We start from the raw sequence: 24,176 nt of genomic DNA on the forward strand, positions 1-24,176 counted from the left end.
TTATTTATTATCTGAAAATGATTCGGATATAATAATTTCAGGTTTTAATTTATCTAAAGATTTGATTGATATTAAAGGTTGTTCTTCAAAATTACCAGACTGCATCACGGGATATAGGTTAATAATTTTTATCATTGCATCCATTAAATCAACAGCTTTTAACTTGGTCACTTTTGTATTTCGTTTCAATTTGTTTACATCTCGTTGTAATTTTTGAAACTTTCCTAATTTAATAGCTTGTTTCGCTGCTTTAATTAGATTTATTTCTTCTTCTGAAGCAAAAGGAAAAGTTAAAAACCCATCTAAATAAGCTAAGGCTCTTTTTTCATTTGGCCCTTGTGTAGTGTCTACTACTTGTGCACTTGCCATTTCTTGTTGCACTTTATTATGAAAATCGTTTAATGCAATATCAATTTGCTCGTGGTGATTATTGGGCAATTTAATTGATTTTTCGTTAGCCAATGCTCTAAACTCTTTGGCTGTTTCAATAAACGTAAGCTCCTCTATAGAATTGTCGTGTCTTATATAATAAAACGCATCTCTACGTTTATTTTTCATATAAGAAATGGTTGTTTTATTCAATGTTTTTGAGAGTCTACCAACTCTGGCTCTTAAAGGGAGGTTTTTAATTTTACGGAATAATTCAGGACTTTCAGCCTTAAACTTTCTAAGCTCCATTAAATAAATTAGTTTTTCATCTTTGTCTTCATCTACATCTTTTTCAAAGAGTCCGAAGGATTGTGTTTCTTCATCAGGAGAATAAATTTCACTGTCTTCTCCCAAAGCGGAGTGAAAAGCTTGTAACTTCATTATTGCCTTTTTTTCTAACTCTATATCGCTATTTACTTTTGCTGTAGGATAAAAATTAAAAATATATACTTTAGGCGCTATAGAACCAATACGGTTAACTCTACCAATACGTTGCATTAACCTCGTTGAATTCCAAGGAGTGTCATAATTTACAATGACATTTGCCCTGTGTAAATTAACACCTTCAGCTAATACCTCTGTAGCAATTATAATATTGAAATCAGATTTATATTGTTCACGAGGGATATTTGCATCAAAATTTTCACGTACTACCTCTTTTAACTTATTTCTATTGTGAGAATGAATTTCTAATACATCTGTTCTACCACTATCTTTTAAATGTTTTGCTAAATAATTGGTGGTTTCTTTAGATTCAGAAAACACCACTAATTTTTGCTCTGGGTTGATGGATTTTTGTAATAATTCATTGTCTAAACGTCTAATAAATTCATCTAATTTAGGATCTTGATCTACCCCTTTCCAGCTTTTATTTAATTCTTTTAATATTTCAGAATCTCTTTTTAACCCCTCCAAGTATGCAGGTAAAAAATCATCAGGTGTACAAATTTCAATTGTAGGATCTGTTTCTTTTAAGGCTATAAGTTTGGTTAATAATTCCTCTTCCTTTTCTTCTAATATATATTCATTCACATTGACATTTGGAGCGATGAAAATAACGCCTTTTTCAAACATTTTAATCATTGCTTCCGTTGCTTGTGCAAAACGGTTTAATGATTTTTTAAATGCATAAAAACTACTGTCTATTCGTTTTACCAACAATGTTTTCATTAACTTGGCTAATGCTTCGGAAGCAACATCGGCATTTTTGTATTTTAATTTTTTATCTTCTACAAGAAACTTAATAGCTTGATACCTAAAATATTTTATTCCTTTAAATGAATCACTTAAGAGTATCATTGTTTTATCGTACAATTCATCTAATTCATCATCTAATTCATAAAATATTTTTTGAGGTTTTTGAATGTCTGGAAACACAATTCCTTGTTCTACTAAATCATCTTTATACTGAGCGTGTTCATTTAAATCACTTCTTGTTCTTCTTACTGTTAAAGGTTGAATTACCTTTTCACGAATGTCTTTATAGATTACTTTTACTTCGTCTTGTACAGCTCTTATATCTGGGTTGTTTTTTAATTTTTTATATTGATCTATGCGTTTTCTGAAAAAATGCTGCAAATTGGAAATTTCAAGTGTTGAGTCTTTTGAGTCTTGAAATAAATACACCTGATTGGCAATATCTTCTGGTCTATTGTTTAATGGAGTTGCAGAAATTAAAATTACTTTTTTATCAGCAAAAGTGTTATTCTTTAAGCGTCTTTTCGTTTTAGTTTTACATAATTTCTGAAGCTCATTATATGCTTCAGCAGTATCATTTCTAAATTTATGAGCTTCATCAATAATAATTAAATCATATTTTTTAGGATCTCTGACTTTATGTAAACTTCCATTAGTTACAATTCTATAATTACTTAATTGAAATTTATCTAATGTTTCTCTCCAGTTGTCTTTTAGTGCTGGAGGAACAATGACTAATGTATTTGATAAATGTGTGGGGAAATCATTCGAATGAAAGAATTTTCTTGCAATTAAGGCACCAACAACTGTTTTACCCAAACCAACAACATCCGATAAGAAAAAACCATTGTGTTTTTGTAATAATTTATATCCTTCGCTAACGGCATCTATTTGATAGGAGAGTCTTTTAAAACCATCTGGTAGATCTGTAATAGAATTAGGATCGAACTCAACGCTTTTCCCAAAATACTCTATTAAAAATTTAATGTAGACCTCAAAAGGTGTAAACTCATCATTTAAATACGTTTCATTTTTAATTTTTGAAATTTCAAAAGGTAGAATAGGAATTCCTTCAATCCATAATCGCTCAAACTCTTCAGATGCAAATTGTACATCATCAAAATCACGTAATTGTACATTAAACTCGTAATTGTGATTGTCATTTCCACCAATACCATTTTCAGTTAAATTACTGGACCCTGTAATTACATTACCTGGTTTGTGTTCATTCCATCCTTTTGGCTTAAAGATATATATCTTTGCATGTAGTTTCTTACTTGGGTGTGCCTTGATTTGTATTTTTTTTGAGGAAATGTCTTCTATGAATTGTAAAATACCATTTTCAACTTCCTTACTATATTTAGCTTCTTGGATGTCTTTTTTAGTATCGCTTAAAAATTCTATCAAGGTTTGATTTGCATCTCCTTTGAATAGTAATCCTTTAGATTGATATTTCGCCAATATTTCATCGACATTAATACCTACCAAGATTCTAATATTTGGCACTTTTTCTAAAAATGGTCTTAATTTAAAATAACCTGAAGCTCTAAAATAACCAACTAATGCATCAAAATTTTCGATATCTGTATTGTGTTCAAATATTCCTTTGAATTTATTTAGTAATGTATTTTGATCTTGATTGGTGAAAAATTTAGTTGACATTTATAAATTATAACTTTAATTATTTTTGATGAAAATTGTGCGTTTTTTTAATTCAAAAGCTATTCAATTATAAATTAAGTTTGAATTATTGTTAAAAATTAAGTTTGTCCTTTTTCTTCAACACACAAATAAGGTTAAAAGTACTTAAAAAATATGAAGTGTTTTATGATAAAACTTACTTTTTTAGTTAGATTGGTATTGATTGTTTCTTTAGGTTTAAAAGGTTCATTTTTTAAATATTTCGTATTAAACAAATTAAAGTAAATAGCGTTAGATTTTATTATGGGAATCCGTAGTGTTTTATTTAGAAACTGCTGTCATCCAATAAAGCTTTAATATTGAATTTTCATAGTCAATCAGCTTTCTGAAGTAATTTTCTGCAATTTTATTCAAAATTAAGAAAACAATTAGTTGTAAGCAATTACAAATATGAATATCATTTAAAATTAAACGCTACGAAATGTAATGGCATATTCAATTTTATAATATCATTTAACAAGTTCTATGCGTGCATTGTTAAAGTTGTATTAAAGAGATTTATTTATATTAATAATAGCTATATTTGAATTGTTAGGTTTTCATAGACCTAATCTTTTTAAGCTACTGTCTTTTATTTTTTTTAGTGTAGCTTGAATTCGCTAAATGTGATTTTAACAAAATAATCTTCGAGCGAAAAGCTCATTTTTTAAGAGCTCTTTTATTTTATATTTTGGACTTAAGGAATTCACTTATGGAAAATCCACTTCTAAAATTTAAATAGTTAAGCTCATTTCATAGCAATTTTCCCCACCTGAAAAGGTGGGGTTTTTATTTTCTTTAATTAAAACTTAAGTATCTTTTTTGAAATTGTTTCATCAAATTAGAGAACTGTTCATTTTTTATATTACTCGTTCTTTTAACAATCTCGTCTAAAGAAATTTTAAAAATATTTTCTTCGAGTTTAATCATATGCTTTTTTAATTCATCTAACTCCGTAACTGATATTTTATCTTCTTCTGGAGATATAATTACATTTGTGAAATTTGAAATTTTATTCTTTTTTGCATAAGCATACGTCAGTAAAAAATTTCTATGTATTTGCTTATATCCTTTTTCTTTTAGTTCACTCATTAAAGATTCATCGAAAAACTTTCCTTCTTTTACTATTTTATTTTTTGTATCTGAATCTTTTGCTGTGTTGCTGCCCAATAAATCTGTGTATTTTGTTTCAATGCTAATTAAACCCTTTTTTCCATTTTTATCTTGGACTAAAATCATTGCATCAAATGCAGATTTATCATTTATATAATGAGCTATTGGTGTTGGAATAAATTCAACGTCGATATAATTAACCTGATCTATCCAGTCGATTTCTTTAAACATCAACTTTACTATTTCTGTTACTTCTTTTGTATCTTTTAGTAACATTTTACGTAAGTCTGCAAACAAATTAAAACACATTGGCATACTACTTAACATATTGTTAAATAATCTGTATTCGTCTATTGTTAGGTCTTTATTTATTTGCTTATCCTTGTTTTTTTGGTGCGCAAATTCAAATGCTTACTTTGATAAAAAATTAGCTCCGGTTTGCTCTCCATTCACTAGCATATTTCCATAACATTTTTTACTGTTTTTTGTTGGCCCTTTTCCAAATGGTTCTTTTAAAGTTTCTATACGGTATTTTGATTATAGTGCTCTACATTTAGCTGTAAATTTGTTTTCATTTACAGGAATTGTATAATTTTCCATTTCTTCTTTTTAAAATTTAGCAATTACCCAAAGGTAAGAATTAATAGAATTTACTTTAGCCTTATAAATGTTTTAAATCGATTCTAAATAGTTCAAGTTAAAATAAATGTTTTTATTTTCTTTTATCTCTAGAATTTTCATCGAAACTAATTAGGTTAAACATTGCTCTCATTCTGCTTCTTACTCGGTTTCCGTATCGTTTTTCTATTTCTTGAGCGTTGAGGTTTGTTGTGATGTGAGTACAGATCCTTCGCTGCTGCTCAGGATGACAAAATAGATCATATCTAGAAAGTAGGATTTCACCCATTACATTGCATTCTTTTGCGTAATGAGAGCCTGTTGGTTCTACTCCTAAATCATCAAAGCAATAGTTTATATTTTGGTTGTAGTTTTCTATTACATCAAATCCGGATGCATTGAAATTGAAAACAATGTTTCGTGTTGGAATAATTTCATAGTTTGTTTTGTGAGGTGCTAAATGCATTAATAATTTCATTAAAGAAGTTTTACCTCTGCCTACAGGACCCGATAATAATAATCCTTTGTTGGTGTCGATTCCCATTTGTGCACAGCTGTTATGGTCTTGAATGAAGTAGCAGCATAGTTTAAATAACAGAGGTTCGTCTTCTTTGTGGATTTTAAATTTTTTTCCAAATAATAAATGGCCTTTTATGTTGAAGTAGGTTTTTATTTTTTCGAATTCATAGTGAACTGTATTGTTTCTTATTTCTCCTATCTGGAATTTTGAGTTTCCTTCGATTTTTATGTGTGGTTGTGAGTTCATAGTGGTTTATCTTATTTGTTTTATTCATTTTTGATTTAAACTTTCTTTTTCCATTGATGAAAAAGAAACAAAAAATCTAGCCTTACGAACCTATCTCTAAATTTTTTAATCAAATTCTAAATTTCAGAAACTCGCCAATAAAACTTGAAATAAAAAGTGAAATCTATTTGGCTCAAACAGCCTGAAACTTTACGAATTCTCTTTTCAAATTTTACGAGATATGCTCGGTATGCCGAGTTTGATTCAGATTAAATTGATAAGATCCCCAGTCAAGCTGAGAATGACGTTTAAAGTGGTTCATCGTAATTTTTGTTTTGATTGGTGTGGAGGTTGTCTTGATTTTGGTCAAGTGGTAAAGCGTTTGGATTGTTTGTTCTCGACTGCGTTCGAACTGATAAATTCATTTCTTCAGATTTTAGCATCCAACTCCTGGCCGTTGCTTGCCAATCTACAATTTTTGATTTTCCACCTACCTTCCATCCTATCCCCTGGTAATGATTGAAAAACTTTTTAGCTTCCAATTCTGGATAATTTTCTTTTTTAAAAAAATCTAAAATCAATTTTTCTTTTGCAATTGCCTCTAGTTTAATAAAGTTTATATTATGTTTATTAATGTTTATATTAGATACCAATGCTTGTCCTTTTATGGGATTGTTTAAATCCACTTCTTGACTACTAGTTGTTTTAGAACTTGTCTCAAATTTGAACATCTTAACCCGACTTCCTTTAAACGGATTATGAGATGGACTGTAATTAATATATTTCCAATTACTTAATTCTCTTATACATCTGTGATATGTGGATTTTGAGCCAATTTTAGAAAATGACATAACTTCTTCTCGATTTATAAAAAAATCTTTTGGAAACCTGTTGTAGTTCCACATATGAAATAATGCTATATATAGGCTTATATGCGTCGGGTTTAATCGACTGTCTTTGGAGAATTGAAGAAATACACCGTTTAGGTGTGTTATGTAATTCATAATTTAAATATGATGAGGTTCTGAAACAAGTTCAGAATGACGTTAGAATTAAAATTTGTTGTGAATACTGTTCTCTTTCATCACTTTTTCAATTTCTTCTGCATCATAGAAAATAATCCCTCCAATTTTTGTGTATGGTAGCGTTCCGTTAATTCTTAAAGTTTGAAGTGTTCCTGGACTTACTTTTAATAACTCCATTAACTCGGCAGATTTCAAATACTTTTTTACTCCTGATGAAGTTCTTTCTGATAAGAGTTTTTTAATGTCTTCTAATAATTCAATTTTGAATTCTCTTAGGTCGTCTGTAGTGATAATTTGTGTTGGCATTTTTCAGCTTTTTTTTAGTTAATAAATTTTATAGCGATTTGACTTTCGTGCTACAAAGCTGAATTGTTTAGTTGAGGTTTTTTAGTAATTACTAAGAATACTAAAAATTTTAACATTTAAAATTTTGTATATTACTGATAAACAAATTCATAACATCTTCAAAAGTATAAAACATCGTATTTTTTTAGTATTTTGGCTTAAATTTTCTCTTAAAAAGAGAAATTATTCTCTACAAATAAAGGGCATTTTTCACAAAAAAAAGATTCTATTATTCTTTTAGTATTTTTTAGAAATACTAAAAGAATTAATTTAAGACACTGTATATCAGTATTTAAAAAAGTGTATTTTTCTTATTATCAAGAAAAAATACACTTTTAGTATTATATTTTATAAAAAGGGGTGAAAATGCAATTTTTTAAAATTCTAAAAACTTTTTTAAAAGAGATGAAAATCTTTAAAGCTCTTAAATATCATCAAATTTTATACTTCAAAAGTTAATTCTTTTGATAAAGAGATTGTTAATTTATTTAAAAATTTTGTCAAATCCTTTTTTCTTGATTTAATTTGCTCTAATGTTTTATTTATGTTTCCTAATTCTACATTAAAAAGTTTTTCAGCTAGCTCCACTGTTCTTTTTAAATCTGAATTACCATTTCTTAAACAATCTGAAGAATGTAATGCAAAAATTAACTCCAGTAATTCTGTTTTAGTCCCGGTCCATTGTAGATCCTCAAATATAATAGGTTTGATATTTTCATCTATTACATTTGATTTCTTCTTTTTAAGTGCTTCTAACTCATTAGAAAAAAATGTAATTAATAAATCTTGTGCAACTATTTTGGACACAAGGTAATCGTGACTTGTAGTAAATTCAGGATCTTTAAAATGATGTGATGTATCGACAAATAGTTCTAATTGGTCTGAACTTCTCAAAAAATAAATATGATCTAACTTCCTTTTTTTTAATCTATAATATTTTACAAATTCTAATTGTTTACATTTTCTAGTGTCTATTTTCTTAAGCTCATTTACAATAAACTTACGTTGCTTTGAAACACCTAACACTGGTCTTTCTAACCAATAATTACGTAAACTTTTAAAATACAGTAGCCTACCTTCAATAAAAGGTTTCTGATACTTAAAAAAAGTAATTTCATTTCCTTTTGAAGAAAATTTATTTGACCTAACTAAAATACTAAATTCGTTTAAACAAGTTCTGGATATTTTTATTCCCTCATCTAAATTTTTAATATTTTGGAGATCTGATTTTTCAATTTCAGCAATAGCTTTTTTGTACTTATTAAAGGTTAATGTTATACTTTTCATAATGGGGTTTTCAATTTTTTTAGCACCCTAAAATAATAAAAAAAACTAAATAACACCTAACTACTTGATTTACTATCATTTTTCTTTGACCGTTGTATTGATTTACTGTTTAATAGTGTTTTCAAAGCATTCATATCATTACTAACCTTACTTTCAATTACTCTTGCATAAATTTGAGTTGTAGCTATCTTTGTATGTCCTAACATTTTAGACACTGTTTCAATTGGTACTCCGTTTGATAGAGTTACTGTTGTTGCAAATGTATGACGAGCCATATGGAATGTTAAGTTTTTTTTTATTCCACAAACGTCCGCTATTTCTTTTAAGTAACTATTTGTTTTTTGATTGGAAATTACCGGGAATAACGTTTCAGTTTTATTGGCTCTAATATCATCTTTGTACTTTGCAATTAGTTCTTCAGCTTTTTCCAATAATGGAACTTTCACTGACGTATCTGTTTTTTGTCTCTTTGTTACAATCCAAGTATTGCCATCTATTCCTATTAAAACATTATCTGGTTTTAATTTAATTATATCTATATATGAAATACCTGTATAACAACTGAATACAAATAAATCCTTAACTATTCTGAGCCTTGTAATAGTAGGGTTATAATCCATAATATTTTGTAATTCTTGTTCTGTTAAAAAGGTACGTTCACTTTTTGTAAATGATGATTTAAATTTTACAAAAGGATCTCTTAAAATCCATTCCAGATGAAATGCCAAGGTTACCATTTTTCGTAACCTCTGAATATGTTTCATTATAGTATTGTTTCCTATTGGTCTTCTATTTTCAGATAGCTCATAGGTTCTCAAAAAATGCTCAAACTTTACCAAAAAGGCATAATTTAGATCTTTTAGATAAATATCAGATGATTTGTATTTTTGCTCAACAAATTCCATAATATACTTTTGACTCGTTTTATAATGTTTCATAGTATCTTTATGAAGTTTTTTACTAAATGTAGTATTGTGATAATCAATTAAATCTTGTATCGACTGATATTCCTTATCGGTTCCTAAATATCGTTCTTTAATAGCACTTGAAGTAATCATTTTACCTTCACCTTTCAACTCCTGAAAAGCTTGAAATAATTGCGCTTTTACTTGATCAATATATTTGTTGGTTAATCTTGCATTTTGGTCACGATTTGTCACCATTGCTTTTTTCGGATCCCATACGGTGAGATTTACTTTTCTTTTTAATCCAATACTTACTCGTTTTTGGTTTACAGTTACACGGGCATAAAGCAGTGCTTCATTATTTTTTGCACGTGATACATTGGCCCAAATTAGGACTGAAAAGGTTTCTGAAGTCTTCATAGTTGTCGTCTTTTTTAAGTTAAACTTTATTTAAGACGAAAGTCAAATCAACTATGTTAGTGTTTCAAATATCAAAAACGTTTACCTTTTTTAATAATCTAAGAGATAATAGACGTTTCTTTTACTAGCTAATTTTAATACTATAAATATATTAAAACCCTTATTTTATAGGGGCTAAGCTTGCAAATTGGTAAACAAAATTTACATTTTTAATCTGTTTACCTTTTAGCTACCACAATATATGAAATAATATTAAATTATATGATGGTCTAAAAAACAAAAAACCTTGTAAAACATAAGGTTTACAAGGTTTTGAAGTGTTTTGAACACTGTAAAAGTGATCGCGATAGGATTCGAACCTATGACCGTCTGCTTAGAAGGCGTATCGTCTTACTTATCACCTCTTATCAAAATTTATTTTTACTACTGTTTATCAACTATTTATACTTTTTTAATGAATTTTATTTTATTAAAACTTATCTTATATTATATTTTTTTGTGCAAATTTTGTGCAAATTTTGTGCAAATTGGATTTTATTCATTTACTTTGTAATACAATTATTTTTATGGATTTTAATACTTCAATTTATTTAGACTCACGAAGAGCTGTAAAAGGATCTACTAATATTTTTCCAGTAAAGCTGAAAGTATATTCAAAACTAACAAAAAAGAAAAAACTTTATAGCACCAATGTTTCATTAACTGAAATTCAATTCGGAAATATATTCAACCCTAAAAAAAGGCTCAATAAAAAAGATAAAGATATTCAGTTATATCTTAATGAGTTTGAAGAAAGAGCAAACAATGTTGCGAAAGACCTAACTCCTTTCACCTTCTTAACTTTTGAAAAGAAATTATTCAGAAATAAAACTGCTGGAATAAGTGTTTTATTTCATTACAAACAAAAAATAGCTTCATTAAGAAAAAACAATCAAATTGGAACTGCTAGTAATTATGACCTTAGTTTAAAATCTATAGGAACATTTGTTTTAAACAAAGTTGAATTTATTGATTTGCAACAAAAAGAGAAAGAAATAAATAAAGCTGTTAAAAACCTCACATTTTATGATATTAATGATCAATGGTTAAAGGATTATGAGAACTTTATGATTGTTGATAATTTAAAATCGACTACTACGGTATCTATGTATTTACGATGTCTAAGAACCATCTTCAATGATGCTATAAGCCAAAATGATATTAAACAAGATATCTATCCTTTTGGAATTAATAGGGGGAAATACCAAATACCTGTTTCTTCAAAAACTAAAAAGGCTCTAAAAAATGAAGAAATCTCACTTTTATTTAATTCTAAACCAAATACCAAGGAACAAGAAAAAGCAAAAGATTTTTGGTTTTTAAGTTATGCGTTATATGGAATGAATTTTAAAGATATTTTACTTTTAAAGAAAAAAAATATAATAGAGGAAAGTTTAGTGTATTACAGAGAAAAAACAAAAACTACGAAAAAAGGAAATCTAAGTGAAATTTCTATTCATTTAAATGATTATGCCAAATCAATAATTAATAAATATGCTAAAAATATTGAGTCTGATGATAACTATATTTTTTCAATTCTTTTAGAAAGTGATGATGCTTATGAGCAAAAAAGAAAAATTAAAAATTTTGTCAGCTTTGTAAATCTTCATTTTAACAAATATGCTAAAAGTTTAGGTTTCAATTTTAAAATCTCCACGTATTGGGCTCGACACTCCTTTGCTACATTATCAATTAGGAATGGTGTATCTATGGAATTTATTAGCGAAGCTTTAAACCATAGTAACCTAAGCGTTACAAAAAACTATTTTGCTGGATTTGAAGATGACACTAAAAAAGAATTTTCTAACAATTTAATGAATTTTTAAATGACCAATAACTACTTGGATACCTATAATAATACTTTCAACAGGGTTAAAAATATAGTTCTATATTACTTTATTAAAGAATTAAGATATCATTATAATGAGGAGCTATATATCACAGATGCAATAGATAACTTTGAACTTAAATTATATAATACACACCGTAAAAATATTGATTTGTTAAATTCAGATTATTTAGATATTTACAAAGACTATCAAACTGGTACATGTAAATATCGAAAAAATCATACAGAAAATTGTTTAAACAAGTATTTATTGGATCAATATAATCTCAAAAAAAAGCAATTGAAAATCGATTACATTGATTTAATAAAAAAAATAGCAATCATTAAGTCTTTAGAAGAATATAAGTCCCTTATAGATACTAATAGCCACATTTATGAGACACTTGCGAAGAATAAAAGGTTTAACGAAATAGATTTTATCAAAATAAAGGATCATAAAGAATATTTAAAAATTCAGGATGAGCCTAAGGATTTCAACTTTATGCCTAAGCTTTCAAACAATCTTGTGGATACAAAACTAGATTCACAAATATTAGATATTAAACAATCAGATATACAACTTGAAGTAGGGAAAATTAGTGAAGATGAAAAAATATTATTACTGCATTTATTATTTGAGTCTTCAAAAAAAAATAAATCTGAAATACCATTGGCAGAGTTTCTAAGAATAATAACTATTACACAAGGTATTCAAGAATATGAAATATTCTCTAAAAAACAAACTTCTAAAATAACATTGTATAATAAACTTTCAAAAGGTATTGACTATTACAATTTAAGTAGACAAAAAAAAATAGCCAAAATAGAATTACTACAGAAAAAAATTACATCATTAAATCTAAAAAAAACTAAAGAACTATTAACAATAATAAAAAATAATATATAATAATAAACTATTTTATCAACTTAAAATAGAACTTTTAATAAATCTACTTAACATAAGCCACTCATTTTCTTCACTTTAAAAAACCTAGGTCGTACCTAGGTCATACCTACACACCACAATTTAACTTAAATATGTGCGGAAATTTGGGGTATGATTAATACAATAAACAAACTCTCTGACGAAGGAATAAAAGTACTTTCAGAGAAAATTTTAGAAAACATTTTACCATACTTGGAGAATGGAAGTAGAAACAATTTCAAAGATTTTGAAATTGAAAGACCTATTAGCATTACTGAATTATCCAACTATTTAGGATACGCCAAACAAACTATTTACGGAAAAGTTAATAGAAATGAAATACCATTTCATAAGAAAGATGGTAAACTTTATTTTTTATTAAGTGAAATTAAGCAATGGTTAATAAGTAGTTCAAAGGTTAATACTCCATCTGAAAAATTAGACAAATTTCTATCAAAAAAATCAAAATAAAAGTATGAAAAATAAAATTACCATTAGGATTCCAGATGATCTTAGAGATCAATTGGATGAAAAAGCACAAGCAGAGGGAATTTCAACTTCTGAATTAACACGAAGTATTTTAGAAGAATTTTGCAATCCTAAAAATGATTATCAAGAAGAGGATATTGATGTCGATGATCAGGAACTAAATGAGATTAATGAAAATGAAATTGATTATGAAGAAGAATGTAATACTGTCAAAAATGAATTGTATGAATTAGAGAATAAATATGAGTTATTAAAGACAGAAAATAAAAAATTAGAAGTGGTTTGTGAAGATCTAAAAAAAACGGATGTTGTTTTTTCAGTAGATTTTTTAAAACTAGTCTGCTGGATTTACTATCAGCGATCAGCTTCAACAATCCAATTATCAAATGAACAATATATGAATTTCCAAGAAACAATTATTAATATTCATTCTAGTGAAAAGATAAATTCAAACTTAAAAAATGAATTTAAAAAAGTACTTGCTGACTTAATAAAAGTTCAACAGAATATATTTTTAAAGTATAATCAATTGGATTTTTCAAAAGGAAATTTTCCAAATTTCAATTACTCAACATTAAACTATTTCATATTCAACAAGAATTGTGGAGTCAAAAATGTAACACTTTAATCTGAATTACGATGATACAGTCAATTAAAGAGGTCAAAGATAAATTAGATGATTTATCACAAGACAGAAGGGGTAAATCTATTGAAATGTTAAACCAAATTCTGAAACAACTTCCAAAGGAATACTCTGAATTAATAAATCAGGCTTTTATATATAAAAGAATACCTAAAGAATATTTATTAAGCTCAATATTGTTCACAATTTCTACAGCAACTGGACTGACTTTTTATATAAAAGCGTTAGGCTATAAAAATTCTGCAAATCTCTACTTTACTATAGTTGGAAGTAGAGGGGATACAAAATCAGAAAGCTTAAAACTTGCAACTATTCCATTAAAAGAGTCGGATGATAAATCTTACGATGATTACTGTTCTGAAATAAAAAATTATAATTCAGAAGCTGAGGAGGAACCAATTAGGAAACAATTATTGATTCAAAATTCAACAATTGAAGCTGTGCATAAAATTCATTCAGAAAACCCAAATTCTATCGGAATCTTTATCGATGAAATTTACACTCTGATAGAAAAAATGGGAAACCCAAACAGCAGAGATGGATTAGAATGGAGAGATTTTTTACTTTCAGGTTATACAAATGGTCATGTGGATATCTCAAGAAAAACAACTAAAAGTTTTAGAATTAAAGAAACTAGTCCATCTTTATTAGGGGGAATACAAAGTGAATTTGTTACAAAATTTATTACTAATGGTAATTTAGAAAGCGGATTTTTTGATCGTCAATTATTTACTCCTAAACTTACAAGCAATAATAAATTAAGTAGGGGGCAAATATCTTCAGAAGTGATAAGCAATTACACTAAGTTAGTTCTTAACATTCTAGCTTATAAGAAGGAAAGTGAAAACACCAATCAAGAAAAGAAACAGTTTAAAATAAATCTTACTAAAGCTGCGGACGAAAAATTGTTTAACTATACACAAGAATTAATAGATAAAAAAGAAATTTCGAAACCTATTATTCAGGGATATTTAGCCAAAATGCAAATATCCATTCATAAGTTTTGCTTACTTGTTCATATGATGAAAATATCATTCAATATGGATTACACTAAAGTTTTAGATGAAAATACAGTTGATTTAGCCATTTTGTTAAATGAGTTTTATTTTAACAATTTCAAAATAATTATTAATGAAAATTTGAAAATTATTAAACAAGAACCAACACTTGATAATGTTGTTCAATTGGCAAAGAAAAATGGAGCCAGTCAAAAAGCTGTTTCAGAAATTATGGGGTGTAATAAAAGTACCGTTTCTAAATGTTGGAATAAGGGTAAAAACAACAAGCAACTGGAAACTTCAAACACACTCAACAATACAGGATAAAGTACTTAAATATAAAGACTTATACATAATTATCAATAAATTAAAAGTTTCCAGTTTCCAGTTGTGAAAAATAAATTAAGTAAAATAGAGCTGAAATTAGAGTTTAATCCAAAAAGGAACTATCAATTAGTTACACCTTGTTGTCATAAATCGAATAAGGATGGTAAATTTTCCAATTACAAACATTTACCAGAAAAATATGGTTATTGCCATTCTTGTGGTAAATCAACCTTACCCCCCACTCGCTATAATGATGAAAATGGATTGCAATATGAATGGAATATTACAAATAATTGTTTTGAACCTGTTGTCTTACAGATGTACTCCCAAAATGTACTACAAATGGCTGACCAAGCAGTCGGTCACTGTAAGACAGCTAAAAATTTTGTTGCAATTGAGCCTAAATACATACCAAAAGCCCTAATTTTAAGGTATAAAGACCATAAACCAGAAAATAACTTGTTGCAATACATTCGTCTTACGTATGGCAATAAAAACACGGAATTAGTTAAAAAGTTGTATTACATAGGTTCGAGTAAAGATGGTGGAACTGTTTTTTGGAATATCAACAAAAATCAAAAAGCACAAAAAGCAAAGGTTTCATATTATACAAAAAAAGGAAAACGAACTAACAAATTTAAAGTCCCCTTTAAAAATAGTGATGGTTATTACAGTTGCCTTTTTGGAGAGCATTTAATCAATTTACCTGAAAATAAAAATAAAACGATAATTCTGGCTGAAAGTGAAAAAACAGCAATTATTTGTGCTCTATATATTCCAGAATATACCTGGTTGTCTTACGGAGGTATAAATGGGTTAACCAGAGACAAATTAAATGTATTAATTGGTCGAAAAATAATACTGGTGCCAGACCTTAGTGAAAATGCAGTAACTATAATGAATAAAAAACTACCTTTTTTAAAAGAACTGGGGATTGATGCAAAAGTTTGGGATATGACCAATGGGAAAACTGATGACCAGTTAAAAAATGAAGGCTGGTATAATTGTGATCTAGAAGATATATTAAGAGGTTTTTCTAAATGATCACTATAAATTTTCATTTTTTACGCTTCAAACCTTCAAATATCTTTGGGTCATTAGTTCGTAAATACAACAATATTTTGTAATCCTTTAATTTAGTTTTGATATTTTCAATTGCATTTTGTTACTGTATCTAAATATAAAATCTACTAACTAGAGGGAAAAAGTATCACTTTAATTAATTATATTTGGTTTTCATTAATTGCTATAAATAATGAGCACCTCAAAATTTAACTTTTTAAAAGATAATTACCCTGAATTATTTACAATTTCGGAGTTAGCAGAAAAACTAATTTATATAGATCCTAGTTCTTCATTAACAAAATCAAGATTACTTTCTGAGAAATTAAGTTTATTGATCTGGAAATTTGAAGATTTAGATTTTTTTGATGGCAATCAAATTGAACGTATTAATCAGTTGTCGTATAGAAATTGTATTCCAGAAATAATCAAGGATATATTGCATGTAATTAGAAAGTCTGGTAACAAGGCAAGTCATGATGGAAATGGATCATATTCTGAAGCCTTATTTGTTTTAAAAAAATGTTTTCAATTAACAAGGTGGTTTTATGAAACCTATGAGAATGATTATTTAGAGCAAGATAAATATGAACTACCAGAAAATGCTGAGCAAAATAATATTGATGAGCTTAATGCTGAATTAAGTCGCTTATCAATAGAGGTTATTGATTATCAGAAAAAAATAGCTTCACTAAATGTATCTCCTCAAATAATTGAAGAACGTAAAAAACGATCTGTAAAAAGTGCAAACAATATTGAGAAAAGCGAAGCTGAAACAAGGGAGATTATTGATGAAAAATTGAGATTAGCTGGCTGGGAATGTGATACAACAGAATTAAACTATAAATCAAAAAAAACATTGCCTGAAAAAGGTAGAAATATAGCTATTGCAGAATGGCCTTGTCAAAAAAAATGGGCAGACTACGCATTGTTCGTTGGTACTGAATTATATGGAGTAGTAGAAGCAAAAAAATATGCGAGTGATATTTCAACAGATTTACGGCAATCAAAAATTTATGCAGAGTTAGTTACTCCAAATGATAATTATAAGATATTAAATAAATGGAGAACATATAATGTGCCTTTTCTTTTTTCAACCAACGGACGACCTTATTTAGAGCAATTAAAAACAAAAAGTGGTATTTGGTTTTTAGATGTTAGAAAAGAGTTAAATAGAGCTGATGCTTTAAGAGGATGGTTTTCTCCACAAGGCCTAGTTGATTTATATGAGCGTGATGTTGAAAATGCAAATAAAAGATTACTTGAAAGTGATTATGATTATTTAAAAAGTGACAGGGGTTTAAGTTTACGTTACTATCAAATTGATGCTATTAAAGCTGTTGAAAATAAATTAACTACACAGCCTTATGATAAGCGTTCATTATTGGTAATGGCTACTGGAACCGGAAAAACAAGAACTGTAATTGGTTTAGCTTATCGTTTTATAAGGTCAAATCGTTTTAAACGAATTTTATTTCTAACTGATAGGCGATTATTAGCCATACAAGCCATTGGAAATTTCACAGATAATAAAATTGAAGGTATTAATTCATTTGCAAATGTTTATCAAATGGAAGGTTTAAAAATTGCTTCTCCTGAAGACACAACACGTGTTCATTTTGCAACTGTACAGAGTATGGTGAAACGTTTGTTTTATTCAGAAAATGACATACTACCTATTGATACTTATGATTGTATTATTATTGACGAGGCACATAGAGGTTATAATTTAGATAAGGAAATTGATGAAGGAGATTTATCGTTTAAAGATGAAAACGATTATGTAGGACAATACAAACGAGTTATTGAGTATTTCAATGCTTATATTATTGGATTAACGGCCACACCTGCCCTTCACACTACTGAAATTTTTGGAAATGCTGTTCATAATTATTCTTATAGAGAAGCTGTAATTGATGGTTTTCTTTGTGATCACGAACCACCATACCTTTTAAAAACAAAGTTAAGTGAAAATGGCATTTTGTGGCAAAAAGGGGAAAGACCTAAAGTATTTATAGCTGAAACAAATACTATTGAAGAGCTAGCTGCATTAGAAGATGAATTGCTTATTGAAATTGAACAGTTTAATAAAATGGTTATTACGGAGCCATTTAATAGAGCTGTCATAAAACAACTAGTACAGAAATTAGATCCGGATAGTGATGAAAAAACGTTAATTTTTGCTGTAAGAAATTCTCACGCGGATTTAATTGTAAAATTATTATATGAAGAATTTTCGGCTATTGGAGTTGATTTACCAACGGGAGTTATTGAAAAAATAACTGGAAAGGTTTACGATCCAGAAGGTTTAACCAAACGTTTTAAAAACGAAAAGTATCCTAACATTGTTGTTACAGTTGATTTATTATCAACTGGAATTGATGTTCCTGAAATAACAAATATTGCATTTATTAGAAGAGTACGTTCCAGAATTTTATTTGAACAAATGATTGGGCGTGCTACTCGTTTATGTCCAGAAATTGACAAACAATATTTTAGAATTTATGATGCCGTACGTGTTTATGAAGCCTTAGAAGGATACACTCAAATGAAAACAGTCTCAAATCCTTCTATTTCATTTTCCAAATTAGTAGAGGAATTAGATTATATTGAGGATCCGGATCGTGCTAAAAAACAAATTCAACAAATTATTGCAAAATTACAACGTAAAAAGAAGTCTATAGTTCACGATAATTTAGAACAATTTATTTATTTGTCTAAAGGTGATACTCCTGAAGATTTAATTGAAGTATTAAAAACTATTGAAGGAGACAAAGCAAAAGAAATTTTAGGTGGTTTTAGTAATTTATGGCAATTTTTAGATGAAAAAATTTATCAACCTAAATATCAGTTACTTTCTGAACATGAAGATGAAATAATTGCAGTGGAACGTGGTTATGGTAAATCAGTAAAACCAGAAGATTATATTGAAGCGTTTAAAAAATTCATTCAGGAGAATAGAAATAAAATAGCTGCTCTTAATATTGTTTGTTCAAAACCTTCTGAATTGGACAGAGCATCTTTAAAAGATTTGAAACTGCTACTAGAGCAAGAAAAATTCAATGCAATGTCCTTAAATACAGCTTGGAAAACTACTAAAAATGAGGATATTGCAGCTGATATTATTTCTTTTATAAGAACAATGGCCTTGGACACTCCTTTGGTCAATCATGAACAAAGAATTAAGAATGCTGTTGAAAAAATAAAACAGTTAAAACCTTGGAATAAAATTCAATTAAAATGGATTGAACGTTTTGAGGCTCAATTATTAAAAGAAACTGTTTTAAATTTAGAAGACTTAAACAAAAAACCTTTTATAAATGATGGTGGTTTTAAACGATTAAATAAGATATTTGACAATGATTTGGAAAACCTTATTGTAGATTTGAACCAAAATTTATACACTGCTTAAATTAATTTAAAAAACAAAAAAATATAGATGAGCGCAGATGAAATAGCCAATAAACTTTGGAATTTATGTAATGTATTACGTGATGATGGAGTTACCTATCACCAGTATTTAAATGAACTAACCTATATTCTTTTCTTAAAATTATCGGAAGTTAAAAATTTTGAAGAGCATATTCCTGAGCAATACCAATGGAAAACCTTTGTAAATGAACACGATAATAATGAAGCCTTTTTACAATATCGTAAATTTTTAGCTGAAATTAGTGCTTTAACTACTAGTGAAAGTATTAAAGAAATTTATGCTGATGCTTCTACCAGTTTACGTAAGCCTGTTAACTTTAATACGCTAGTACAAGCGATTGACAAACTTGACTGGTATGAAGAAAACGATCGTGATGTGATGGGTGATATTTACGAGAGTTTATTAGAAAAAAATGCGGGTGAGAAAAAAAGTGGTGCAGGACAATATTTTACACCTAGGCCATTAATTAATGTAATGGTTGATTTAATGGTGCCTAAAATAGGTGAAAAATGGAATGATCCTGCTGCTGGTACTTTTGGGTTTATGATCTCAGCCGACCATTATTTAAGAAGTAAAAATGACGACTATTATAAACTTTCTGAAAAGGAAAGAAAGTTTCAAGAAGCTGAAGCATTTAGCGGTGTTGAATTGGTTGGTGATGCGCATAGATTAGCATTGATGAATGCACGCTTACACGGAATGGAAAGCCGCATTTATTTAGGCGATACGTTAACCGATTTAGGGAAAAGTCTAAAGAACTTTGATGGTGTTTTGGCAAATCCGCCTTTTGGAACAAAACAAGGTGGAGATCGTCCTTCTCGTGATGATTTTACCTTTCCAACAAGCAACAAGCAATTAAACTTTTTACAACATATTTACCGTAGCTTAAAAAAAGACGGAAAAGCGAGAGCTGCTGTAGTTTTACCTGATAACGTATTATTTGAAGATGGTGATGGGCAAAAAATACGCCGAGATTTAATGGATAAATGTAATTTACATACGATTTTAAGATTACCAACTGGTATTTTTTATGCTGCTGGTGTGAAAACCAATGTATTATTTTTTACACGTGGTACAACCGAAACTAAGAATACAAAAAATGTTTGGTTTTATGATATGCGAACCAATACACCAAACTATGGGAAGCGCACTCCTTTTGCCGAAAAAGCCTTTGAAGATTTTATTATAGCATATACTGGAGGTATTTCATTTAATCATGTAGAAGAAAAATATGATGGCATTGTAAGTGATGAAAAAAGAAAAACAATAAAAAACGAACGTTGGCAATGCATCCCTCGTGAATTTATTGCAAAAAAAGGAGATAGTTTAGATTTAGGGTTAATCTCAGATAGTAGTTTAATAAATAGTGAGGACTTAGGTGAACCCATTGATATTGCCAAAGAAGCATTAAAAGAATTGCAAAGTATTACCAAGCAATTAAATGCTATTATAAAAGAATTGAATTAATGGAAAATCAACTACCTAAAAATTGGATAGAAGTTCCTCTAAAAGAAATAATAAAATCTGTAAAAGGAAAAAAGCCAAAAATACAATCTGAAATTGAATTTGAAAACTCTACTCCTTATATGGATATTAAGGCATTAGAGCATAATATAATTAGGCAGTTTGCTGATAAGGAAAGTTCTAAATTATTTGAAAAGGGCGATGTTGCAATGGTATGGGATGGAGCAAGAAGCGGGTGGGTTTCAAAAACAAATTTTGGAGCAATTGGTTCTACAATTGTTGCAATTAAGCCATTATGTTTTAAAGCAGATTATTTATTTTATTATTTATTAGAAAAATACCCTTTTATCAATTCTAATACAAGAGGTGTTGGAATACCTCATGTAGATCCAACTGTTTTATGGAGTTTAAAATTTCCACTTCCTCCAATTCTAGAACAAAATAGAATTGTTAACAAATTAGACGCTCTTTTTTCACAATTGGAAACTATAAAAACCAGTTTAGAAAAAATACCATTATTGCTTAAAGATTTTCGTCAGCAAATACTTACACAAGCTGTTACTGGAAAGTTGACTGAGGAATGGAGGAAAAGTAAAGATATAGCTGGCTGGGATAAAGTTATCTTAAAAGATTATACTACTAAAATCGGTAGTGGTTCTACCCCAAAAGGAGGTTCTGAAAATTACAAAACAGATGGAATACCATTAGTTCGGTCAATGAATATTCATTTTAATGGAATAAGATTAAAAGGACTAGCTTTCATTGATGATGAGCAAGCAGAAAAATTAAAAAATGTTATTATTGAATATAATGATGTTTTATTAAATATCACTGGAGCTTCTATTGGTAGAGTTTGTTTAGCAGATAAATCAGTTTCAGGTGGTAGAGTAAATCAACACGTTTGCATAATTAGACCCACTAATGATCTTATTCCGGGATTTTTGAATATTTATTTAGCTTCATCCATAATTCAAAACTACATCTTAAATGAAAATTATGGAGTAACTAGACAGGCATTAACAAAAGCACAAATACAAAACTTAGAAATTCCACTTCCTCAAATTAAAGAACAGACTCAAATTCTAATTTCTGTTGAAAAATTATTTTCAAAAGCTGATGCTATTGAGCAACAATACAAAACTTTAAAAGAAAAAATAGATAGTTTACCACAAGCATTATTGCACAAAGCGTTTAAAGGAGAGCTGGTTCCTCAATTAGAAAGTGATGGAGATGCTAAAGATTTGTTGGAGGAGATTAAGAAGCTTAAGGAAAAAGCTAAAGAGACTACCAAAAAAACAACTAGAAAGAAGACTTTAAAAAGTCCAAAATCATTACAAAAGAAAAAAACAGTTAGCCTAGTTGGTAAATCAGAAGGAAGATCACAAGTTAAAGCTCAGCTTAATATAAAAACTCAAGAAATTAATAATCACAAAAAAATATTAGAATATCTAAGTGAAACTTTTGGAAATAAAAAATTTACTTATGGAGAAATTTCAATTCCTTTTAATCATAGCTATGACAGTTTTAGAATAGCATTATTTAAGCTTATGGATGGAGAAATCTCTGAAACGAAGCCTAAATTAAAACTATTATTTGAAAAAGGAAGTTTATACCTCAAATTATATAAATAATGAAGTTAATCCATTTTAAATATAACAATGCTAATAGTTCTCACCCCTTAAATGGATTTGACGAAGCATTTAGAAATGAAAACTTTTTGGAAGAAGGATTTCATCCTATTTGTTTGGTTGGGATTAATGGCTCTGGTAAATCTAAATTATTAGAGTGTATAGCTCAAGTTATGGAGCATTTGGTTGGTGAATATTCTGATTTTATCACAGAACTTGATAATAAAGAATTATCCTTTCAAATAGACTATCTAATTAAAATTAAAAGAGGTCATAAATATGTAAGGTTTATTAAAACTATTGCTAATAAAAAGTCGCAATGCTATTTGGGTAGCAACCAAGATAATTTAGAATTGTCTTTAGATAATAAGGAAATTAAAAACTATCTACCAGAAATTGTAGTAGGGTATACTTCAGGAGAAAACGAATCATTGAGCAAATTTTTTAAACCTTATAATGAAAGATTTGCAAAATATTATCAGGAAAGGGCAATTCCAACCTATAAGGAAAAGAGAATTGATAAGTTACCTGAGTTGCCTCATTTTCTCTGGGTGGATTTTACAATGAATAACTTGGTTTTTATAGCTAATGCAGTTCTAGGATTTACAGAAGAGTCTGATTGGTCTAACATTTCCAAAGTAATTAATATCAGATCTTTAAGATCATTTAGAATTACAATAAAACTTAAGCCTAAGAATGGGCCTTCCAATGGAATTATACCTGCAGAAGAGCAAGAGGAAATAATTAATAAATTAAAGCGTTGCGCTACAACCACCACGAATTTATCAAAAGAGAATACTCTAATTCTTGATTTTTATAATTGCGAAGCAACCGAAAAAGCTTTTATAAAATACTTCAATAGCAAATTGCAATTATATATAGACCTTTTTCAACTTGATTTGTTAAATCATGTAATTATTAGATCAGATTTAGATGAAATAAGAAGCATCGAGAAAAATACTGGAGAAGTTCTAGATAGACCTATTGTGCCAGATTACCAGAAAGCATTTAGTATCTCTCATATAAGACTTAATCATAAAAATAATAATGCAATATTGAATTATAACGATTTGAGTGATGGAGAACATCAATATTTACATGTTTTTGGCACATTAAACATGGTAAATAAAGACAATGTCTTATTTCTCATGGATGAGCCAGAAACACACTTTAATCCACAATGGAGGTCTGCTTTTATCTCTAATATGAAAAGTGCTACTGGGAAAAACAAACAAGAGTATCTCATTACTACCCATTCACCATTTTTACTTTCTGATTCCAAAAGTGAAGATGTCTATATTTTTAATAAAACTAAAAAAAATATAAATATAGAGCAACCCGAAATTCAGACCTATGGAGCAGCAATTGATAAATTGTTGGAGATAGCGTTTGGAGTAGCTCCGCCAGTCGCGAAGCTATCTGTTGCTGCAATTTCTAAATTAATAAACAGCAAAACTAAATCTATAGAAGAATTGGAGAAAGAAGCATTAGGCTTTGGTGATTCTATTAAAAAAATGATGCTTTATCATAGAATTGAAGAAATGAAATCTGAGAAAGAAAAAAATAAAAAGTAATT

16 protein-coding genes and 1 pseudogene are annotated in these 24,176 nt (G+C 28.4%); 10 read left to right on the forward strand and 7 right to left on the reverse strand.

Annotated features, from left to right (window positions below):
• From DAD81_RS15075 to DAD81_RS15105, 7 genes and pseudogenes are all read right to left on the reverse strand, one after another.
• Nucleotides 1–3,288: a helicase-related protein gene (locus DAD81_RS15075; RefSeq protein WP_111709123.1), complete on the reverse strand. Its 3,288-nt coding sequence runs from the start codon at nt 3,286–3,288 to the stop codon at nt 1–3.
• Nucleotides 3,289–4,104: 816 nt separating this feature from the next.
• A pseudogene (locus DAD81_RS15080) lies at nt 4,105–4,794 on the reverse strand (PGN_0703 family putative restriction endonuclease); the annotation flags it as partial.
• 337 nt (nt 4,795–5,131) lie between these two features.
• On the reverse strand, nt 5,132–5,581 hold the full coding sequence (locus DAD81_RS15085) for a P-loop NTPase family protein (protein ID WP_317047333.1): 450 nt from the start codon (nt 5,579–5,581) through the stop codon (nt 5,132–5,134).
• A gap of 509 nt (nt 5,582–6,090) precedes the next feature.
• Nucleotides 6,091–6,786, reverse strand: a complete 696-nt coding sequence (locus DAD81_RS15090) for a hypothetical protein (protein ID WP_245949310.1) — start codon at nt 6,784–6,786, stop codon at nt 6,091–6,093.
• A gap of 48 nt (nt 6,787–6,834) precedes the next feature.
• Nucleotides 6,835–7,113: a helix-turn-helix domain-containing protein gene (locus DAD81_RS15095; protein WP_111709126.1), complete on the reverse strand. Its 279-nt coding sequence runs from the start codon at nt 7,111–7,113 to the stop codon at nt 6,835–6,837.
• A gap of 480 nt (nt 7,114–7,593) precedes the next feature.
• Entirely contained in the window at nt 7,594–8,439 is an 846-nt protein-coding gene (locus DAD81_RS15100; protein ID WP_111709127.1) for an RteC domain-containing protein, read from the reverse strand.
• Nucleotides 8,440–8,495: 56 nt separating this feature from the next.
• A complete protein-coding gene (locus tag DAD81_RS15105) occupies nt 8,496–9,764 on the reverse strand; it encodes a site-specific integrase (RefSeq protein ID WP_111709128.1) in 1,269 nt (422 codons plus the stop codon).
• Nucleotides 9,765–10,330: 566 nt separating this feature from the next.
• On the opposite strand from DAD81_RS15105, the gene DAD81_RS15110 reads away from it, so the two are divergent.
• From DAD81_RS15110 to DAD81_RS15155, 10 genes are all read left to right on the forward strand, one after another.
• On the forward strand, nt 10,331–11,629 hold the full coding sequence (locus DAD81_RS15110; RefSeq protein WP_111709129.1) for a tyrosine-type recombinase/integrase: 1,299 nt from the start codon (nt 10,331–10,333) through the stop codon (nt 11,627–11,629).
• Complete coding sequence (locus tag DAD81_RS15115) at nt 11,630–12,538, forward strand: hypothetical protein (RefSeq protein ID WP_111709130.1); 909 nt, start codon at nt 11,630–11,632, stop codon at nt 12,536–12,538.
• A 150-nt stretch (nt 12,539–12,688) separates the two neighbouring features.
• Nucleotides 12,689–13,027, forward strand: coding sequence for a helix-turn-helix domain-containing protein (locus tag DAD81_RS15120; protein ID WP_111709131.1), 339 nt, complete (start codon nt 12,689–12,691; stop codon nt 13,025–13,027).
• Nucleotides 13,028–13,031: 4 nt separating this feature from the next.
• Complete coding sequence (locus DAD81_RS15125) at nt 13,032–13,673, forward strand: ribbon-helix-helix protein, CopG family (RefSeq protein ID WP_111709132.1); 642 nt, start codon at nt 13,032–13,034, stop codon at nt 13,671–13,673.
• An 11-nt stretch (nt 13,674–13,684) separates the two neighbouring features.
• The gene (locus DAD81_RS15130; protein WP_111709133.1) at nt 13,685–15,013 is read left to right on the forward strand and encodes a DUF3987 domain-containing protein; all 1,329 of its coding nucleotides are present in this window, start codon (nt 13,685–13,687) and stop codon (nt 15,011–15,013) included.
• A gap of 63 nt (nt 15,014–15,076) precedes the next feature.
• Entirely contained in the window at nt 15,077–16,057 is a 981-nt protein-coding gene (locus DAD81_RS15135) for a DUF6371 domain-containing protein (RefSeq protein ID WP_111709134.1), read from the forward strand.
• A gap of 211 nt (nt 16,058–16,268) precedes the next feature.
• The gene (gene hsdR / locus DAD81_RS15140) at nt 16,269–19,487 is read left to right on the forward strand and encodes a type I restriction-modification system endonuclease (RefSeq protein WP_111709135.1); all 3,219 of its coding nucleotides are present in this window, start codon (nt 16,269–16,271) and stop codon (nt 19,485–19,487) included.
• 27 nt (nt 19,488–19,514) lie between these two features.
• A complete protein-coding gene (locus DAD81_RS15145; RefSeq protein ID WP_111709136.1) occupies nt 19,515–20,975 on the forward strand; it encodes a class I SAM-dependent DNA methyltransferase in 1,461 nt (486 codons plus the stop codon).
• Complete coding sequence (locus tag DAD81_RS15150) at nt 20,975–22,603, forward strand: restriction endonuclease subunit S (RefSeq protein ID WP_111709138.1); 1,629 nt, start codon at nt 20,975–20,977, stop codon at nt 22,601–22,603. Before DAD81_RS15145 ends, DAD81_RS15150 begins: the two co-directional genes overlap by 1 nt.
• Nucleotides 22,603–24,174 carry a restriction system-associated AAA family ATPase gene (locus tag DAD81_RS15155; RefSeq protein ID WP_111709140.1) on the forward strand — a complete coding sequence of 524 codons (1,572 nt, stop codon included), beginning with the start codon at nt 22,603–22,605 and terminating at the stop codon, nt 24,172–24,174. The genes DAD81_RS15150 and DAD81_RS15155 overlap by 1 nt, the downstream gene beginning before the upstream one ends.
• Nucleotides 24,175–24,176 lie beyond the last annotated feature (2 nt).

Origin of the sequence: Lutibacter citreus (assembly GCF_003260195.1) — a bacterium.
GTDB classification, from domain to species: domain Bacteria; phylum Bacteroidota; class Bacteroidia; order Flavobacteriales; family Flavobacteriaceae; genus Lutibacter; species Lutibacter citreus.

Bases quoted from the DNA above. Each gene is read 5' to 3' on its own strand.
- DAD81_RS15130 (WP_111709133.1), top strand. From the start codon at position 13,685: ATGATACAGTCAATTAAAGAGGTCAAAGATAAATTAGATGATTTATCA.
- DAD81_RS15125 (WP_111709132.1), top strand. From the start codon at position 13,032: ATGAAAAATAAAATTACCATTAGGATTCCAGATGATCTTAGAGATCAA.
- DAD81_RS15110 (WP_111709129.1), top strand. From the start codon at position 10,331: ATGGATTTTAATACTTCAATTTATTTAGACTCACGAAGAGCTGTAAAA.
- DAD81_RS15150 (WP_111709138.1), top strand. From the start codon at position 20,975: ATGGAAAATCAACTACCTAAAAATTGGATAGAAGTTCCTCTAAAAGAA.
- DAD81_RS15120 (WP_111709131.1), top strand. From the start codon at position 12,689: ATGATTAATACAATAAACAAACTCTCTGACGAAGGAATAAAAGTACTT.
- DAD81_RS15095 (WP_111709126.1), bottom strand. From the start codon at position 7,113: ATGCCAACACAAATTATCACTACAGACGACCTAAGAGAATTCAAAATT.
- DAD81_RS15100 (WP_111709127.1), bottom strand. From the start codon at position 8,439: ATGAAAAGTATAACATTAACCTTTAATAAGTACAAAAAAGCTATTGCT.
- DAD81_RS15085 (WP_317047333.1), bottom strand. From the start codon at position 5,581: ATGGGAATCGACACCAACAAAGGATTATTATTATCGGGTCCTGTAGGC.
- DAD81_RS15155 (WP_111709140.1), top strand. From the start codon at position 22,603: ATGAAGTTAATCCATTTTAAATATAACAATGCTAATAGTTCTCACCCC.
- DAD81_RS15145 (WP_111709136.1), top strand. From the start codon at position 19,515: ATGAGCGCAGATGAAATAGCCAATAAACTTTGGAATTTATGTAATGTA.
- DAD81_RS15105 (WP_111709128.1), bottom strand. From the start codon at position 9,764: ATGAAGACTTCAGAAACCTTTTCAGTCCTAATTTGGGCCAATGTATCA.
- DAD81_RS15115 (WP_111709130.1), top strand. From the start codon at position 11,630: ATGACCAATAACTACTTGGATACCTATAATAATACTTTCAACAGGGTT.
- DAD81_RS15075 (WP_111709123.1), bottom strand. From the start codon at position 3,288: ATGTCAACTAAATTTTTCACCAATCAAGATCAAAATACATTACTAAAT.
- DAD81_RS15090 (WP_245949310.1), bottom strand. From the start codon at position 6,786: ATGAATTACATAACACACCTAAACGGTGTATTTCTTCAATTCTCCAAA.
- hsdR (WP_111709135.1), top strand. From the start codon at position 16,269: ATGAGCACCTCAAAATTTAACTTTTTAAAAGATAATTACCCTGAATTA.